At 42.0% G+C, this 18,105-nt stretch carries 17 protein-coding genes; 7 read left to right on the forward strand and 10 right to left on the reverse strand.

The annotated features are described in order from the left end of the window. Positions 1 to 93 precede the first annotated feature (93 nt). Complete coding sequence (murI, locus tag BUE08_RS09080; protein ID WP_213950424.1) at positions 94 to 906, forward strand: glutamate racemase; 813 nt, start codon at positions 94 to 96, stop codon at positions 904 to 906. A gap of 7 nt (positions 907 to 913) precedes the next feature. On the opposite strand, the gene aroQ is transcribed toward murI, so the two are convergent. The 10 genes from aroQ to pheA form a co-directional block, all read right to left on the reverse strand. Beyond that, positions 914 to 1,354, reverse strand: coding sequence for a type II 3-dehydroquinate dehydratase (aroQ, locus tag BUE08_RS09085; protein WP_059033172.1), 441 nt, complete (start codon positions 1,352 to 1,354; stop codon positions 914 to 916). 13 nt (positions 1,355 to 1,367) lie between these two features. After that, positions 1,368 to 1,877: a shikimate kinase gene (locus tag BUE08_RS09090; RefSeq protein ID WP_273702339.1), complete on the reverse strand. Its 510-nt coding sequence runs from the start codon at positions 1,875 to 1,877 to the stop codon at positions 1,368 to 1,370. A gap of 27 nt (positions 1,878 to 1,904) precedes the next feature. Further along, positions 1,905 to 2,723, reverse strand: coding sequence for a shikimate dehydrogenase (gene aroE, locus BUE08_RS09095; protein WP_213950423.1), 819 nt, complete (start codon positions 2,721 to 2,723; stop codon positions 1,905 to 1,907). After that, positions 2,720 to 2,980, reverse strand: coding sequence for a chorismate mutase (locus tag BUE08_RS09100; protein WP_059033254.1), 261 nt, complete (start codon positions 2,978 to 2,980; stop codon positions 2,720 to 2,722). Before BUE08_RS09100 ends, aroE begins: the two co-directional genes overlap by 4 nt. Continuing rightward, entirely contained in the window at positions 2,968 to 4,077 is a 1,110-nt protein-coding gene (gene aroC / locus BUE08_RS09105) for a chorismate synthase (protein WP_213950422.1), read from the reverse strand. The genes BUE08_RS09100 and aroC overlap by 13 nt, the downstream gene beginning before the upstream one ends. Beyond that, positions 4,055 to 5,359 (reverse strand): 3-phosphoshikimate 1-carboxyvinyltransferase, encoded by a 1,305-nt coding sequence (gene aroA, locus BUE08_RS09110; RefSeq protein ID WP_213950421.1) that lies wholly within the window; start codon positions 5,357 to 5,359, stop codon positions 4,055 to 4,057. The genes aroC and aroA overlap by 23 nt, the downstream gene beginning before the upstream one ends. Positions 5,360 to 5,381: 22 nt before the next feature. After that, positions 5,382 to 6,449 (reverse strand): 3-dehydroquinate synthase, encoded by a 1,068-nt coding sequence (gene aroB, locus BUE08_RS09115; protein WP_213950420.1) that lies wholly within the window; start codon positions 6,447 to 6,449, stop codon positions 5,382 to 5,384. Further along, entirely contained in the window at positions 6,418 to 7,302 is an 885-nt protein-coding gene (locus tag BUE08_RS09120) for a prephenate dehydrogenase (RefSeq protein ID WP_286680779.1), read from the reverse strand. Before BUE08_RS09120 ends, aroB begins: the two co-directional genes overlap by 32 nt. Positions 7,303 to 7,313: 11 nt before the next feature. Further along, complete coding sequence (aroF, locus tag BUE08_RS09125; RefSeq protein WP_273039833.1) at positions 7,314 to 8,327, reverse strand: 3-deoxy-7-phosphoheptulonate synthase; 1,014 nt, start codon at positions 8,325 to 8,327, stop codon at positions 7,314 to 7,316. A gap of 331 nt (positions 8,328 to 8,658) precedes the next feature. After that, entirely contained in the window at positions 8,659 to 9,510 is an 852-nt protein-coding gene (gene pheA, locus BUE08_RS09130; protein WP_286680780.1) for a prephenate dehydratase, read from the reverse strand. 568 nt (positions 9,511 to 10,078) lie between these two features. Between pheA and BUE08_RS09135 the strand changes: the two genes are divergently transcribed. The 6 genes from BUE08_RS09135 to pyrF all read left to right on the forward strand — a co-directional run bounded on the left by BUE08_RS09135 (position 10,079) and on the right by pyrF (position 18,073). Beyond that, positions 10,079 to 10,999, forward strand: coding sequence for an aspartate carbamoyltransferase catalytic subunit (locus BUE08_RS09135; protein ID WP_286680781.1), 921 nt, complete (start codon positions 10,079 to 10,081; stop codon positions 10,997 to 10,999). Next, positions 10,999 to 12,294 (forward strand): dihydroorotase, encoded by a 1,296-nt coding sequence (locus BUE08_RS09140; RefSeq protein WP_286680782.1) that lies wholly within the window; start codon positions 10,999 to 11,001, stop codon positions 12,292 to 12,294. Before BUE08_RS09135 ends, BUE08_RS09140 begins: the two co-directional genes overlap by 1 nt. A 100-nt stretch (positions 12,295 to 12,394) precedes the next feature. Continuing rightward, a complete protein-coding gene (gene carB / locus BUE08_RS09145) occupies positions 12,395 to 15,577 on the forward strand; it encodes a carbamoyl-phosphate synthase large subunit (protein WP_286680783.1) in 3,183 nt (1,060 codons plus the stop codon). A 34-nt stretch (positions 15,578 to 15,611) separates the two neighbouring features. Further along, a complete protein-coding gene (locus BUE08_RS09150; protein WP_273702337.1) occupies positions 15,612 to 16,409 on the forward strand; it encodes a dihydroorotate dehydrogenase electron transfer subunit in 798 nt (265 codons plus the stop codon). A 12-nt stretch (positions 16,410 to 16,421) separates the two neighbouring features. Continuing rightward, positions 16,422 to 17,354: a dihydroorotate dehydrogenase gene (locus tag BUE08_RS09155; protein ID WP_213950406.1), complete on the forward strand. Its 933-nt coding sequence runs from the start codon at positions 16,422 to 16,424 to the stop codon at positions 17,352 to 17,354. Positions 17,355 to 17,377: 23 nt separating this feature from the next. Further along, entirely contained in the window at positions 17,378 to 18,073 is a 696-nt protein-coding gene (gene pyrF, locus BUE08_RS09160; RefSeq protein ID WP_059033143.1) for an orotidine-5'-phosphate decarboxylase, read from the forward strand. Positions 18,074 to 18,105: the final 32 nt, after the last annotated feature.

An 18,105-nucleotide genomic window follows, 5' to 3' on the forward strand; every position in this document is an offset into this window, starting at 1 on the left:
GCCTTAATTTTTTTTGTTGTAATACAAAGCAAATCATGGTAATATTTAATATTATAATTTATTTTGCAGGTATCTGCCGGATGGAGTGAGATAATGGATGACAGAAACAAACCTATCGGAGTTTTTGATTCAGGTATAGGCGGCCTTACTGTGGCCGGCGAAATTATGAAACTGCTTCCTAATGAAGACATAATTTACTTCGGGGATACTGCCCGGGTGCCTTATGGTTCCAAATCTCCCGAGGTAGTTACTCAATTTGCCTTTGAAGGCCTTAGGTTTTTAATAAGACAGGACGTAAAACTGATTGTAGTGGCCTGCAATACCATTAGCGCAACTTGCCTTGACGAACTTTGCAAGTCGTCTCCCGTACCGGTTATAGGTGTGATAGAACCCGGAGCAAGAGCTGCGGCGAAAGCCACAAAAAATAATACCGTTGGCGTCATCGGAACTGAGCGAACGGTAAAAAGCGGCGCGTATGAAAATGCGATTCACAGACTAAATGATAGGGTAAATATATATGCTAAGGCCTGCCCGCTTTTTGTGCCCTTAGTGGAGGAGGGGTGGCTTGAAAATGAAGCTGCTTTTTATACAGCAAGAATATATCTTGAGCCTCTTAAAGAGTTTAAAATCGATACTTTGGTATTGGCCTGTACCCACTATCCTCTTTTAAAGAAAACCCTTCAGCGGGTTATGGGACCAAACGTAAAGCTGGTAGATTCCGGCGAAGAGACTGCGATAGAAGTTCAGCAGATTTTAAGAGAAAAAGATTTAGAAAAGAAAAGTGAAGTTTTAGGTTTTCATCAATATTTCGTAAGCGACAATCCGACAAAATTCGTGAGGGTAGGAGAAAATTTTCTAAAAAGACCTATAGATCCTATAAATGTAATTGACCCTCAAATAAATTAATTCTATTTTAACCTTTTCCGCTTAAAAAATCCTTTAGCCCCAGCATTGCCATTATATAACCATAGATGCCGAATCCGCAAATCTGCCCGATGCATGCGCCGGCAGTAACGGATTTTCTCCTAAACTCCTCCCGTGCGTGGATATTGCTTATATGAACTTCGATAGCAGGTATACTGACGGATTTTATGGCATCATATATGGCGATGCTGTAATGGGTATAGGCTCCGGGATTTATGATGATACCGTCAAATTTTCCATAAGCTTTTTGAATGTAGTCTATAATTTCGCCTTCGCTGTTGCTTTGAACGATAGCAAGGGATATATCCATTTCTTTGGCGGCCTTATAAAGCAAGTCGCATGCCTCTTCATAACTTTTAATTCCATAAACATCTCTTTCTCTAATTCCCAGCATATTTATATTTGGACCATTTATGATAGTTATGTTCATAATCTCATCTTCCTTATTCTATGGTTTTTACAATATTGAGTATCCTATCAACCGCATCTGAAATTTCTCTGTCATTTAAAATCTCAAAATCTGAATATTCCTTGTAAAGGTCGTATCTTATATCATAAAGCTTGTATATGTTTGAAATGTCATTAGCTAAAAGGGGCCTTACAGAAGCATCTATGTCGCTGATAATATTTTCAAGAGGCCGGTTTATAAAGAACACTATGCCGTTTTGCCTTAAAAGCCGCATATTTTCACTGTTGAGCACAGTGCCTCCGCCGGTTGCAATTACGGTTCCTCTCCGCTCCGAAATTTCTCTTACTACACGGCTTTCAATAGATCGAAAATATCTTTCTCCACAAGTCCTGAATATTTCCTTTATACTTTTATCAAATTTATTTTCTATATATTCGTCAAGATCACAAAAGGACATATTTAAATTTTCTGCAAGCAGCCTGCCAATACTGGTCTTGCCGGAGCCGGGCATGCCTGTAAGAACGATATTGCGGTAATTTTTCATAATCCATCTTCCTCACACAAGAAAATTTTATATAAGAAGATCTTTGAGATCTTCTTCAATAACTTGGTCTATCACAGTATCATAAATAGCTATCTTGTGCCACATTTCCTGAGACTTTGCCGCTTGAGCCACAAGCATATAAATACCGTTTATCGCAGGAATATTAAGTTCTTCCGCCATTTGAAGAAGAAGGGTTTTTAGAGGATTGTATATAACATCAACAACAGCCCCGAATTTTGAAATTACATCCTTTGAAACAGGAGATGCATCTACGTTCGGATACATGCCTACAGGAGTACAGTTAACTAAAATATCAGCTCCTTTTATATTCCTTAGCTCTTCATATGATATTATCTCTAAGTCTTGAAATACAGAGTCTGCCTTTTTGCCTCCGCGGCTTGCCAGGACGATGCGCCTTGCACCTGCATCTAAAAGATAGCATACAACTGCCCTAGATGCGCCGCCGGTTCCTAAAACTACGGCAGTTTTACCGGCCGGGTCTATGTTATATTTTTTGAGCATCATGCCAAAACCGTAATAATCAGTATTTGCGCCTGATATTCTATCTTCCTGAATTATTAAGGTATTAACCGCCCCTATCTTTTTTGCTTCCTCTGAAATATCATCCAAGTATTTAATAATTTGTGTTTTATAGGGGATAGTAACATTTGCTCCCTTTATGCCGAGGGCCTTAAGTCCTGCAACTGCATCAGCCAGCAGTTCTCTTTTTACTTCAAAAAGGCCGTATTTTCCCGATATGCCGGTTTTTTCAAAAAAGGCTTCATGTATCTTCGGCGAAAAGCTGTGAGAAAGTTTTTCTCCTATAAGACCGTATATATTGCTCATTCCTTCACCTCTTCTTGGACTGCTTTGCTAAGCTTTATAATCACAGCAAAGAACTCCTCTAATTTTTGACCGAGAGTCGGGTCTTTAAGATAAAGCATGTTTTTTGCAATTACTTCTTTTTCCCGCGCTTTGTCTGTTATAGGCAGATTGTTTTTTACTTTATAGCGCGCAATTTGACGAGATACTTCCATTCGCTCTTCAAACAACGCTACAAGTTCTTTATCTATTCTGTCAATCTGCTCTCTTAGTTTTTCCATTGTATCCATTTTTCACCGTACCTTTCCAGCAGGAAATCTAAAATTACAACGGAGGCAGCAGCTTCTACCACCGGCACTGCCCTTGGAACAATGCAAGGGTCGTGACGGCCTTTTATACAAATAGAAGACTCCTCAAATTTTGAAATATCTACGGTTTTTTGAGGAAGGCCTATGGAGGGAGTAGGTTTTACCGCAACCCTAAATATTATCGGCATTCCATTGGTAATACCCCCCACTATGCCGCCGCTGTTGTTGGTTGATGTTCGTATTTTGCCGTTTTCTATTACAAATTCATCATTAGCCTTAAAGCCCCGCATTTTCGTGATGTCAAAACCTGCCCCAAATTCAACGCCTTTTACAGCAGGTATGGAAAACAATATATGGGAAAGACGGCTTTCTACGCTGTCAAAAAACGGAGAGCCCAGTCCTGCCTCAAGGTTTACAACTGCGGCTTCGATAACACCGCCAACGGAATCTTTTTCTTCTTTTGCATTCAGTATGCATTTTTCCATTTTTTCGCCGGCATCCTTGTCTAAAACAGGCAATGCAAGATATCTGAGGGATTCAAGGGTTTCTGCATTAAGATTTACATAATCGAAACTTTTATCTTCTATATTATGGATACTTTTGATATGGCTGCCTACTGCAATATTCTGTGTGCCGAGAATTTGTTTTGCAATCGCACCTGCAAAAACCAGGGGAGCCGTTATTCTGCCGGAAAAATGCCCTCCTCCTCTATAATCATAAAATCCGTCATATTTCATAAAAGCGGTATAATCTGCATGACTTGGGCGCATCAGGTTTTTTATTGTCGAATAGTCTTCAGATCGGACATTTCGATTAAAGATTATGCCGCAAAGGGGAGCCCCTGTAGTCATTTCATTAAAATAGCCGCTGAGAATTTCTACATCGTCAGCCTCGCTTCTGGCAGTGGAAAGAGAACTCTTGCCGGGACTGCGCCTTGCCATTTCTGATTTAATAAATTCCATATCAAGCTTTATACCCGGCGGCAGTCCGTCTAAAACGACGCCGATTGCCTTACCGTGAGATTCGCCAAAAATTGTGATTTTAAACTTATGACCGAAAGAAGAACTCATCAATCTGTCCTCCCAACTTTACAAAATCCTTCCAAAATCCCGGATAAGATTTATTTACCGCATCGCTTCCCTTTATGATAACGGGCATTTTGCACCTTACGGAAGATATGGCAAGGGCCATTGCTATTCGATGGTCATTCCAGCTGTATACTACCCCGCCTTCTAACATATCCCGCCCTTCTATTATAAGACCGTCCGGCAGCTCCCGGATTTTTGCTCCCAATTGGCCAAGTTCAGAGGACATTGCCTTTAATCTGTCTGATTCCTTGAGTCTCAGCCTTTCAGCATTTGTTATTTGGGTTGTTCCGGAACTTAGAGCTCCAAGCACCGCAACTATGGGAACAAGGTCAGGGCACTGAGAGGCGTCGATTACAGAACCGACGGTCCGACAAGCCTTGGCTCTGATGAAACTGCTGCCGATTATAGGTTTTGCCCCTATTTTTTTAATTATATCGATTATGTATTTGTCCGGCTGCTTTGAATTAATATTAAGATTAAGACAAGTAACATCTCCCCCTAAAACGCCTGCCGCAAGCCAAAATGCGGCTTGGGAAAAATCTCCTTCCACTATGTAATCAGCGGGTTTGTAGCTCTGGCTGCCATTGATTAAAAATCTTTCATAATTTTGGTTCTTTATCTTTATACCGAATTTTGACAAAACTTCTAGCGTAAGGTCTATATAGGACCTTGATTCCAGCGGAGATTTTATAATAATCTCAGAATCGCCTTCAAGGCATGGAAGAACAAAAAGCAGACCCGATATGAACTGAGAGCTTACATTGCCCGGTATCTCAAATATATCAGCCTTAAGTTTTCCTAAGACGGTAAGGGATAAGCCATCCTCCCCAACTTGGTAGTGGATGCCCTGTTTTTCAAAAATATCATAATAAACATCAAGGGGCCGCGAAAAAAGCCTGCCGCTGCCGGTGAATGTAACATGACTGCCGAAAAGCAGGGCAACGGGTATTAAAAAACGCAGGGTAGAGCCGGACTCCTTGCAGTCAATTACGAGGTTCTCCGGTATATTCTCAGGCTTTATTCCTTCTACAGAAATATCATTTGCTTTATCATCCATATAATTTCCAAGATACCTGATATTTGCGCCAAAAGCCCGCATTCCCAGGACGGTAGCCGAAATATCATCTGAAAAAGCTACATTTTGGAGGACACTATTCCCCTGAGCAAGGCTTGCGCATATAACGGCTCTATGACTTATACTTTTTGACGGCGGAACCAAAACTTCGCCCTGTGGACAGGGAAGTGACACCTCAAGGTTTTTCAATGACAACACCTACTTTGACAATTTATAGTGCAAAAAATTTCGGGATTTCTTCTTGGGCGATTTTCTTGACAAAACATTCGCCGATGGATTTTAGCAGCACAATATTAAGATATGAACCACTGCCTTTTTTATCCGTACTCATATTTGCTATAAGCTCAGGCTTATTTACCGGGGGAAGCTTATAAGGAAGATTGTATTTTAAAAGGACTTTTTTCAATAAAGTACTGGTATTATTTGCTGTTATGCCAAGCTCCTCGCTTCTTTTAGTTACTTGGTACATCCCCATAGCAACCGCTTCACCGTGAGTATAAGTAGTATAGCCGAAATATTTTTCGATGGCGTGTCCTAAGGTGTGGCCAAAGTTTAGTATCATTCGAGAGCCCATATCTCGCTCATCTTCTTCCACAACCTGTTTTTTAACGCTGAGGCATGCAAGAATTATGTCTTCCATATGTTCTAATAGTTCTTCCTTTGTCTCAAAGCTTAAAAGTCTTTCAAATAGTGCACTGTCCCTTATACATCCATATTTTACTACTTCCGCCATTCCATCGCTGAAAAATCTTGCATTTAATGTCAAAAGCACCTTTGGGTCTATAAATACAGCTAAGGGGTGATAAAAACTTCCAATTAGATTTTTGCCCTCCGGAAGGTCAATACCTACTTTGCCTCCTATACTGCTGTCAACTTGAGCAAGAAGGCTTGTAGGAACCTGAACATAGGGTATGCCTCTCAAGTAAGTGGCCGCCGCAAACCCTGCCAAATCTCCCACGACTCCGCCTCCTAAAGCAAGAACCATGTCCCAGCGGCTTATTTTGTTCATTATAAGCTTTTTATATACCTTCATAAGAGTATCGCAAGATTTACTTTTTTCACCGGGCTCAACCTGTATAAGGCAAGGGCTAAAACCGGCTGTACTCAGTGAATTCATAACTATTTCGCTGTATAATGCGCCTACATTCGTATCGGTAATAACAGCGACTTTTTTTGCCTCGGTTATACCTTTTAACATTTCGCCGATTTTAGTGATTAATCCTTCTTCTACATATATAGGGTAACTTTTATCTTTCAGATTTATTTCTAGTGTCGGCACCCAGATCAAAACTCTCCTTTCGCTCACATGCCTTTGTCAAGAGAAACTTTAGGCGGCTGTAATCATTTTTATTTATCGCCTCTTCAAAATTGCCCACATTATCCTTGAAAATTTTTAAGTGTTTTAGAACATATTCTGAATTGTCAAGAAGCAGCTGAGCCCAGAGGTCCGGGTTTATCCGAGCTACTCGCGTCATATCCCGAAAGCTGCCGCCGGTATAAAGGGTTTCTTCGGCCATAATGGGATCCAGAACTATTGATGCTGCGATGATATGAGGCAAATGGCTTACAAATGCTATCATGTCGTCGTGCAGACAAGGGTTGATACAAACCACATTGCCGAAACCCAGAGTTTTTGCGATTTCTTTTATTAATTCGATGTTTTCAGGTTTATTTTTTTCGGTAGGCGTTATTATATAATCTGCGCCTTCAAAGATATTGTCTCCGGCAAACTCCAATCCCCTATTTTCCCTGCCTGCCATGGGGTGACAGCTGATGTAATCTATGTCATCTCTTAAAACAGGAGCTATAGCAGATAAAAGAGGAACCTTAATACCTGCCGCATCTATAATGATAGCACCATGTTTGAAATTATCCATATGCTCTTTTACAAATTCTACAGTTTCTCTGGGATAAATGCAAATAAATACGATGTCCGATTTTTGGAGGGGTTCTCTTGCGGACAAAAATCCCCTGTCTATGATGTTAGTACTTTCAGCATGATCTAAAACATTGGTGTTTACGTCTATTCCCCATAAATTTTTGGGGTTAAGCTTTTTTTTAATGGACATTGCAAGAGAACCGCCTATAAGTCCGAGACCCACTATGGTAATATTAAAGTCAGAAAAGTCCAATTCGACCACCCCTATATTTCCCGGCCCTGAAGCTTTGCTATTTCTCTAATGCTTTCCATCAAATGCTGGAATTTTTCAGGTTTTATGGATTGGTTGCCGTCTGATAAGGCATTTTGAGGATCGTTATGCACTTCTATCATCAAACCGTCTGCTCCTACTGCCACAGCAGCTTTGGCAAGAGGTTCCACCATCCACCATATGCCTGCGGCATGGCTGGGGTCGACTATTACCGGAAGGTGGCTCTGTTTTTTGATAACAGGTATTGCGCTTAAATCCAATGTGTTTCTGGTATAAGTCTCAAATGTTCTAATACCTCTTTCACATAATATGACATTTTCATTGCCGCCTGCCATGATATATTCGGCAGCCATCAAAAGCTCTTCAATAGTTGCTGAAAGTCCGCGTTTGAGTAAAATCGGTTTAGTAGTTTTGCCCACAGCTTTCAGTAGTTCAAAGTTTTGCATATTCCGTGCGCCTATCTGGATAACATCTACATCTCTTTCAAAAAGATCCAGTTTGTCCGGTGACATCAATTCTACTACAATGGGAAGGCCGGTTTTTTCCCGAGCTTCTTTTAAAAGTTCTATGCCTTCTTCTTTAAGGCCTTGGAAGCTGTAAGGGGATGTTCGAGGTTTGAAAGCTCCTCCCCGCAAAAAACCCGCACCTGCCTCCTTCACTTTTTCTGCAACTTCTAGAATTTGCTCTCTGCTTTCCACAGAACAAGGCCCGGCGATTATTGCAAGTTTTTTACCCCCGATGGTTCTGCCTCCCACGGTAATTATTGAATCCTCCGGATGAAATAGTCTGCCTGCTTTTTTGTAAGGTTCCTGAACATGGATCACTTTTTCCACACCTTCGATTCTCTCAAAAACCTCTGAGTCAACCTTACTGGTATCTCCCACCATGCCTATGATATGGTAGTTAAGGCCTATTGATTCATAAACCTCCAGCCCCATATCAACTATTTTGTTTTTAACAGCTTCAACATCATTGGGATTTGCATTTTTCTTCATAACAACTATCATACCTTTCCCTCCTGAAAATAATTTTTTGGTAAAATAAAAAAAGAACCTCATCAAGTGAGATTCTTTTTTATCTGCGTAAAAAAATACAATTTGACAGTTTAAGTAACTATATGCCGGCCTCTAAAGACGGCCTATACCTATATTTAAACCTGCCGGAAACCCCACTTATGGAAAAGACTATTTTTTTGCAGAACCAATAACCAGTGCTAAAGTAAAAATAGTACTGGCTAAAAAAGTAATAAAGTCCTGCAAATGTCTTTCCGTTAAGGTTTTCCATTTATCTGTAATCCTCCGAAATAAAATGTAAAAGTATTTTTATTATTATATGAAATCAATTGGATAAAGTCAAGCACATTTTTGGATAAGATCCTAAAATTTTGCAAAAACCCGAAATACGCTTAAGTTCTTCAATCGCCGATTTAAGAGGCTCTATGCGTCTGTGGCCTTCCACTTCAATGAAAAAAATATATTCTCCTAAAACTCGTCTGGAAGGCCTGGACTCAATTTTTGTCAAATTTAAATTTTTATCTGCAAATATCTTTAAACACGCAAAAAGACTGCCCGGCCGGTTAGCCGTTGAAAAAACAATAGTAGTTTTATCATTGCCTGTAGGTTCCGCATCTTTGTCGGATAAAACATAAAACCGGGTCATATTGTTTTTGCCGTCTTGTATATTATTTGCTATTACTTTAAGGTTGTAGAGCTTTGCAAGAGATATTCCGCCTACTGCGGCAACGCCCGGCAAAGCTGATTCAGATGCTATTCTTGCTCCTTCTGCGGTGCTGGATACCTCTTTGAGCTCTGCATTAGGCAGATTTTTCATCAAAAACTTGCGGCACTGATATAAAGCCTGAGGATGGGAATATACGTATTTGATTTTATCAAAAGGGATTTCTTCTTTTGCAAAAAGATGCTGAGTGATAGGCAGCACTACTTCAGCATGAATCTTAGCATCAGCTTCGTGAATAAGGCAGTCAATGGTGGTGTTGACTGAACCCTCAAGAGAATTTTCTATCGGAACTATTCCCATATCGATTTGACTGCCCACCGCATTTATAACATCGATAATCGTGGGAAAGGCTATCTTTGTGCAAGCTTCCGGGGCAGTCCCTGACTTTTCTATCCAAACATCCAAAGCTTCCTCTGAAAATGTACCTTTCGGCCCTAAGAATCCTATATTCATAATCAACCTCCACAGCTTACTGTAATTTCTTTTCATAGATTATAACATAAGCTGCCTTAACTGATAATACAGAATTTCTTTTATTTTTTTACCCGTTTTTGGCAATAATTTTTGTTTGACAAGGTTATCCGGCTGTGGTATAGTAGAGCAAGTAAAAAACAAATCGAATGCAAGCACCTTTAAATCTGGTCCAGAGAGGCCGGCAAGGTTAGGCGCATTTTTAAACTGGGGACAAAAGTGCCTTTTCCTGCTGGGGAAAAGGCTTTTTAACGCTCTTTAGCAAGAATTCTCCCACTTACAAAAGATGGGAGATGAATTGCTAACAACTATGGTGATAGCCAAACCATAGCTAAAAATTATTATTGGGGCAGGGACTGCCCTTAGAGCTTGGGTAAACTTGGCAGGCTACTGCTATTGACCAAGAAGCTCCCACTTCGACGAATGAATGAGTAAGTGGTGAGTAGTTTACAAGTCAAAATCCACTGTCCCGGCTAAAATGCAGCGATAAAAACCAAACCCTGCCCCTTGCGGACAGGGTTTTTTTAAAAATCATAGAGGGAGGCGCTTTATGTTCAGCAAAAAACATCTCCTAGGTTTGGAATATGTAGAGAAATCAGATATTGAAGTTATTTTAGATACGGCTGATTCCTTCAAAGAAATCATCGACAGAGATGTCAAGAAAGTCCCCACCCTTCGTGGGAAGTCAATAGTTAATTTGTTTTATGAACCGAGCACCAGAACCCGCACTTCCTTTGAACTTGCCGGTAAGTATTTAAGTGCCGACACTATCAATTTTTCCTCCTCAGGAAGCAGTGTCCAAAAAGGTGAAACTTTAAAAGATACTGTGAAAACCTTAGAAATGATGGGCATTGATGCAGTAGTTATCAGACATAGCTCATCGGGAGCTGCAGAATATATTTCAAATTATGTCAAGGCATCCGTTATAAACGCCGGCGACGGCACCCATGAACATCCCACCCAAGCCCTTCTTGACATGATGACAGTTAGAGAGAAAAAGGGCACGCTTTCAGGCCTTAAAGTCGCCATTTTTGGAGATATACTATACAGCAGGGTAGCCCGTTCCGATATTTTCGGCTTTACGAAAATGGGTTCAGATGTTTATGTAACAGGTCCTTCTACGCTAATACCGAAAGATATAGAAAAAACGGGAGCAAAAGTTGTGCCCACATTAGAGGAAGCAGTAAAGGATGCGGATGTAGTAGTGGCATTAAGATTACAGTTGGAGCGTCAGAAAAAGGGTCTTTTCCCTACAGTGCGAGAATATTGCAAGTTTTTCGGACTGAATAGGGATAAATTAGCCCTTGCAAAATCTGACGCTCTTTTATTACATCCGGGACCGGTAAATCGGGGAATCGAGCTTACTTCAGACGTAATCGACGGCAGCCAATCCATGATAAATGAACAGGTAAAAAATGGTGTTGCAGTGCGCATGTCAGTTCTATACCACCTGATAGGGGGAAGCCGATAATGAAAAAGCTTTTAAAAAACGCAAGGGTAATAGACCCGCTTCAAAATTTGGACTCTAAAAAGGATATACTAATCGCTGACGGCCGCATTGCTGACATAGGCGGCAATATAGATATAAGCGAGGCAGAGATAATAGAGCTTTCAGGCATGATAGTAACCCCCGGCCTTATAGATATGCATGTGCATTTTAGGGAGCCGGGCTATGAATATAAGGAAGACATTGAATCCGGCAGTATGAGCGCTGCAGCAGGAGGATTTACTTCAGTTGCCTGCATGCCCAACACAAACCCGCCAATAGACAATGCGGCCCTTGTTGAATATGTAAAATCAAGGGCGGCTTCTATAGGCAAAATAAAGCTTTTACCTATAGGCTGTGTATCAAAGGGACAAGAAGGCAGAGAAATTGCAGAAATAGGGGATATGGCTTCTTGCGGCGCTGTGGCATTTTCTGATGACGGAAAACCTGTATCCGACAGCTCCCTCATGAGAAAAGCCATGGTTTATGCTTCTGCCTTCGACAAAATAATCATAGACCACTGTGAAGATTCGGCGCTTTTTGAAGGAGGCCAGATAAATGAAGGCTATATTTCCACACTTTTAGGCCTTAGCGGAATTCCTGCATGTGCCGAAGAAGTAATGGTGGCAAGAAATATCCTTATTGCAAAAGAAATGGGGGTTGCCGTTCATATAGCCCATGTAAGCACCAAAGGTTCGGTAGAGCTTGTAAGAAGGGCAAAAAGCATAGGCGTCAAGGTGACATGCGAGGCTACGCCGCATCATCTCATACTTACTGAAGATGCAGCTATGGGATACAACACAAATGCGAAAGTCAACCCGCCGCTTAGAACAAAAGAAGATACAGAAGCGCTGATAGAAGGATTAAAAGACGGCACGATTGATGCGATAGTTACAGATCATGCCCCACACCACATAGACGAAAAAGACGTGGAATTTGACAAGGCGGCTTTTGGGATTGTAGGTCTTGAAACATCCTTAGGCCTTATCCTGACTCATGTTGTAGAAAAAGCCGGTGTGAGCCTTTCTACTGCAATTTATAAGATGACAGCAGGTCCTGCCGCAGTATTAGGCATCGAGGGAGGCACACTAAAAATAGGAAGAGCTGCGGATATTACAGTAATAGACCCGAATCTTGAGTGGACCGTGGATAAAAACAAATTTTTCTCAAAGGGGAGGAATACACCTTTTGACGGATGGAAGCTGAAGGGTAAAGCGGTCATGACACTAATGGACGGCAAAATAACTTATACTGATGAGACTATGCATAATTATTCATAAAAATAGATTGACCATCTGATTATTTAGGTGTTAAAATACAATAAAATGAATAAATATACTATATGTAAGTTTAACCGGCTTTACGAAAGGAGATTTTTTCATGCCTAAAGATAAGAGTATAAAAAAAGTAATGGTGATAGGTTCCGGCCCTATCATAATAGGACAGGCTGCAGAGTTTGACTACGCAGGCACACAAGCATGCCTTTCCTTAAAAGAAGAAGGCTTGGAAGTTGTATTAATAAACAGTAACCCTGCCACAATAATGACTGATTCCCATATAGCCGACAAGGTCTATGTAGAACCAATTACACCGGAATTTGCCGCAAAAGTTTTGAGAATGGAAAAGCCTGATGGCCTGTTGGCGACCCTCGGCGGTCAAGTAGGCCTTAACATGGCAGTAGAACTTGCGGAAAAAGGTATTTTAGACAGAGAGGGCGTAAGACTGCTGGGAACGCCCCTTGGTTCAATTAAAAAGGCTGAAGATCGAGAGCTGTTCAAAAACCTCATGGAAGAAATAGGCGAACCGGTGCCTGACAGCCGCATAGTGCACAGCGTTGAAGAAGCTATGGCCTTTGCCAAAGAAGCCGGCCTCCCCCTTATAGTCCGGCCTGCATATACCCTTGGCGGCACAGGAGGAGGCATAGCCCGCACTGAAGAAGAACTTTTGGAAATAACCCATCACGGTCTCAGACTTAGCCGAATTCATCAAGTACTTTTGGAAAAAAGTCTTTTAGGTATGAAAGAAATAGAATTTGAAGTTATAAGGGATAGAAAAGATCAATGTATTTGTATCTGCGATATGGAAAATATAGATCCGGTGGGAGTCCATACCGGCGACAGCATAGTAGTGGCACCTACTCAAACTCTGACCCGGGATGAATATAAAATGCTAAAAAATGCCTCTTTTAAAATAATCAGGGCATTGGGAATTGAAGGAGGATGCAATATCCAGTTTGCACTGGACTCTGCTTTTGGCAATTATTATGTCATAGAAGTAAACCCAAGGGTCAGCCGCTCAAGCGCCTTGGCGTCAAAAGCCGCAGGCTATCCCATAGCCAAGATAACTGCTAAGCTTGCAACAGGGCTTTGCTTAGATGAGATAAAAAATCCCGTAAACGGCTGCGGCAGCGCTTATTATGAGCCTGTAGTAGATTATGTTGTCGTAAAAGTTCCCCGCTGGCCCTTTGATAAATTCAGCTACGCCGATCGCTCTTTAGGCACTCAGATGAAGGCTACGGGAGAAGTAATGGCTATTGATACAAACCTGGAAGGAGCCTTAATGAAAGCGATACGGTCATTAGAGCAGGGATTTATGGGCCTGCCGTTGAAGAATTCCAAAGAGGCCGACATCGAAGCTTTAAAAGACAAAATTCAAAATCCTACAGACGAGCGGCTGTTTGCAGTAGCTGAGGGATTAAGAAAAGGCATGAGCATTGAAGAGATAGAGAATCTTAGCAAAATAGACAAGTTTTTTCTTGAAAAGATAAAAAATATAATTTCCATGGAAGAAAAACTTGCAAAAGAAGAACTTTCGCCCAAGCTTATAAAAGAAGCAAAGGCCATGCAGTTTCCAGATAAGCTAATATCTGAGATTACCGGCAAAACTGAAGAAGAAATTAAATCATTGAGAGATAAAAACAGCATCCTTCCTTCATATAGGGCGGTAAAGACCTGTCCCTTCGAAGATACAAAAGCGCTGCCCTACTTCTATTCATCCTTTGAAAGCCCTGACAGGGACTATATCCAAGAAAAGCCGCCTGTAATCATTTTAGGTTCCGGCCCTATACGCATAGGACAGGGCATAGAATTTGACTACTGTTCAGTCCATGCTGTATGGGCAGCTAAAGAGGCAGGCTGCAGAACTGTCATAATCAACAACAACCCGGAAACAGTCAGCACTGACTTTAATACTGCCGACAGACTTTATTTCGAACCTCTGCATATTGAGGATGTGCTTTCAATAATCGACAGGGAAAAACCCCTTGGGGTGATAGTCCAGTTTGGAGGCCAGACCGCTATAAATCTTGCGGCACCCCTGGAAAATCATGGCGTAAAAATTTTTGGCACCAGCGTAAAATCCATAGACCTTGCAGAGGATAGGGAGAAGTTTGACGCCCTTTTAAACGAACTGGGCATACCCAGGCCAAAGGCGGTAACCGCAAGAAGCGTAGAAGAAGCCTTGGCTAAAGCAGGAGAAATAGGTTTTCCGCTACTTGTAAGGCCTTCATATGTGCTTGGAGGCAGGGCTATGGAAATAGTTGATAACATGGATGAGCTAAAAAGCTACATGGAAAACGCCGTTGAGGCTTCCAGCGAAAAACCGGTACTCCTTGACCGATATATCGCAGGCACTGAGACAGAAGTAGATGCAGTCTGCGACGGAAAGGAAGTCCTGATTCCGGGTATAATGGAGCATATCGAGCGGGCAGGTATTCATTCCGGAGACAGCATAGCTGTTTATCCCCACAAGACCCTAAGCCCTAAAGCCGTAGAAAAGATTGTAGATTATACTACTAGGATAGCACTGAGACTTTCTGTAAAAGGCCTTATAAACATCCAATTTGTAGTAGAAGATGACGATGTTTATATAATAGAGGTAAATCCTCGTTCAAGCCGCACTGTTCCATACATGAGCAAGATAACTAATGTTCCGATGGTGAATATAGCAACTAAAATAGCCCTGGGAGCAACCCTTGCCGATTTCGGCTATAAAGGCGGGCTTATGCCGCCGAGGCCTGACTTTGTCGCAGTAAAAGCTCCTGTGTTTTCCTTCTCCAAACTGCGGATGGTGGAGCCTTCCCTGGGCCCTGAAATGAAGTCTACCGGTGAGGTTTTGGGCATGGAGAAGACTTTTGAAAAAGCACTTTACAAGGCATTTATTGCCTCCGGCATTACGGTTCCCACCGATGGAGCAATACTTGCAACCATTGCAGACCGAGATAAAGAAGAAGCGGTAGAACTCATCAAGAAATTCTGGCAGCTGGGCTTTAAAATATATGCCACCAGCGGAACGGCAAAGGCCTTAGAAGCGGCTGGAGTTCCGGTAGAAGTGGTGAATAAGGTAGAAGAAGGTTCTCCGAATATCATCGACCTTATCCGGGAAAACAAAATTGATATGATAATAAATACCCTGACTCGAGGCAAGGCTCCTCAAAGAGACGGGTTTAAAATAAGGAGAGCGGCGGCGGAAGACGGAATTCCGTGTCTTACATCCTTAGACACTGCATGGGCGCTATATGAAGTAATAGAGTCTACATCGGTTCACTGCGTGCCCCTTGCCTAAAAACCGAAATATCATAAAGGAAAGGAACATTAACTTGAGTAAACCTGTTGTGTTAATGGCGCCAATTGTGCAAAACACAGAAATAGCGCCGGGAATTTATAATATGAAGCTTGAAGCGCCTGATATAGCAAAAACAGCAGAGCCCGGCCAGTTTCTCCACATTCGCTGCTCTCAAGCCCTTGCCCCTCTCCTTCGACGACCCATAAGTATAGCAGATGCTGATGAAAAAAACGGCCGGATAGATATAATATATAGGGTAGTAGGAGAAGGAACGAAGCTTCTTTCCGAAAAACTTCCCGGCGAAAAAGCGGACATTATAGGCCCTTTGGGAAACGGATTTTACATGCCCCCTAAAGACTCATATCCTATCATAATCGCAGGAGGCATCGGCACAGCGCCTGTTTTATATCTTGCAAAAAAAATCGCTTTGAAAAACAATAACAGCGCTTCCGTTATCCTAGGCTTTACAACTGAAAGCGAAATTTTTGGAACAGATTATCTAAAGTGCCTGGATATAAACTTGTCAATTGCAACTGATGACGGAAGTTTCGGATACAAGGGGTTTCCTACTGATATACTGGAAAATCTGCTTAAAAGTCGGAAAAATGCCGCACCCTCCATCGTATATGCCTGCGGCCCCAAACCTCTGCTGGTAAAGATAAAGGAAATTGCGCAGCGGGAAAATATTTTGGCGTATCTTTCCCTGGAACAGCGCATGGCCTGCGGCGTAGGAGCATGCCTGGGGTGCTCGGTAAAATCTTCTTTCGGTGGATATAAAAAGGTCTGTAAGGATGGTCCGGTTTTTAAGGCTTGCGAGGTAGAACTTTGCTAAAGGAGAATCTAAATGAAGGATAGTATTGATACAAGTGTCAATATAGCAGGAATTACAATGCAAAATCCTGTGATGACAGCATCGGGGACATTTGGATTTGGCAGGGAGTATGGGGATTTTTATGATATAAATAAACTTGGGGCCCTTGTGACAAAGGGCCTTACCCTTCTTCCTAAGGAGGGAAACCCGCCTCCCCGCATATGGGAGACTCCTGCCGGTATGCTAAACTCCGTGGGGCTTGAAAATCCCGGCGTAGAAAAGTTTATAGAAGAAGAATGGCCTTATCTTTCTAAGCTCAGCATTCCGATAATAGCCAATATCGACGGCGATACGGTTGAAGAATATCAAGAAACGGCAGAAAAACTTTCGACTTTAAAAAAACTTGCGGCATTAGAGGTGAACATCTCTTGCCCCAATGTGGAAAAAGGCGGCCTTGCATTTGGCCAGGATCCAAAAAGCGCCTTTGAAGTAATAGAAGCCGTGAGAAAAGCCACAAATCTTCCCATAATAGCCAAACTTTCTCCAAATGTGACCCATATTCAGGAAATAGCAAAAGCCGCAGTATCCGCAGGAGCAGACGCACTTTCCCTTATAAATACCATTGTTGGCGCGGCAATAGACATTGATAAACAGCAGCCTGTATTCTCAAGAACATTTGCAGGCCTATCGGGACCTGCAGTAAAACCTATAGCGCTTCGAATGGTTTGGGAAGTGTGCGATGCAGTAGATGTGCCTGTTATAGGGATGGGCGGCATAACTACATGGCAAGATGCGGTAGAATTTATTTTGGCAGGTGCAACGGCAGTGGCCGTAGGCACCGCAAATTTTGTAAATCCTACTGCTCCTCTTGAAATCATAGAAGGCATAAAATCCTATGTTAAAATGAAAGGTCAATCTATGGAAAGTTTAATCGGAGCTGCAAGGAACGGTAAAAACAATATTTAGTATTTTAAAGGAGGCAGTTATTTATGACCTACGACTATAATAAGGTTATCATAGCTTTAGATACACCGGATGACAGAAAGGCCCTTGATATTGTCAGGCTTTTAAAGGATAAAATATCTGTTTTTAAAGTAGGATTAGAGCTTTTCTGTGCCTCTGGTCCCGAAATAGTAAAAAAAATCAATGATGAAGGATGCAAGGTTTTCTTAGATTTAAAATTCCATGATATTCCAAACACAGTAGCCGGCGCCGTTAAATCCTGCATTAGCGCCGGCCCGTTTATGCTTGACGTGCATGCTTCCGGAGGGCTGGAGATGATGACAAAGGCAAAAGAAGCGGCAGAAGGCGCACAGAGCGGCAAAAAACCAATTTTACTTGCCATCACAGTGCTTACAAGTCTTGATGAAAAAGATCTTGCAGCCATGAATATAGATAAGATGCCGAAGGAGCAAGTAAAAACCCTGGCATATCTTGCAAAAAAAGCAGGGCTTGACGGTGTTGTAGCATCCCCTAAAGAAATATCCGCTATAAGAGAGACGGTAGGAAAGGACTTTCTCATAGTGACTCCGGGTGTAAGACCGACTTGGGCAGCGGCAGGCGATCAAAAGCGGATAATGACACCGGCTCAGGCTTTAGACAAAGGGGCGGACTATATAGTAGTGGGGCGGCCGGTTACCGCTGCGGCAGATCCCCTCGATGCTCTTAGCAAGCTATTTCAATAAAGGCGAAGATATGATATATTAAAAGCAGCAAA

It is taken from the genome of Tepidanaerobacter sp. EBM-49, assembly GCF_001896645.1.
In the GTDB taxonomy this organism is placed as follows: domain Bacteria; phylum Bacillota; class Thermosediminibacteria; order Thermosediminibacterales; family Tepidanaerobacteraceae; genus Tepidanaerobacter; species Tepidanaerobacter syntrophicus.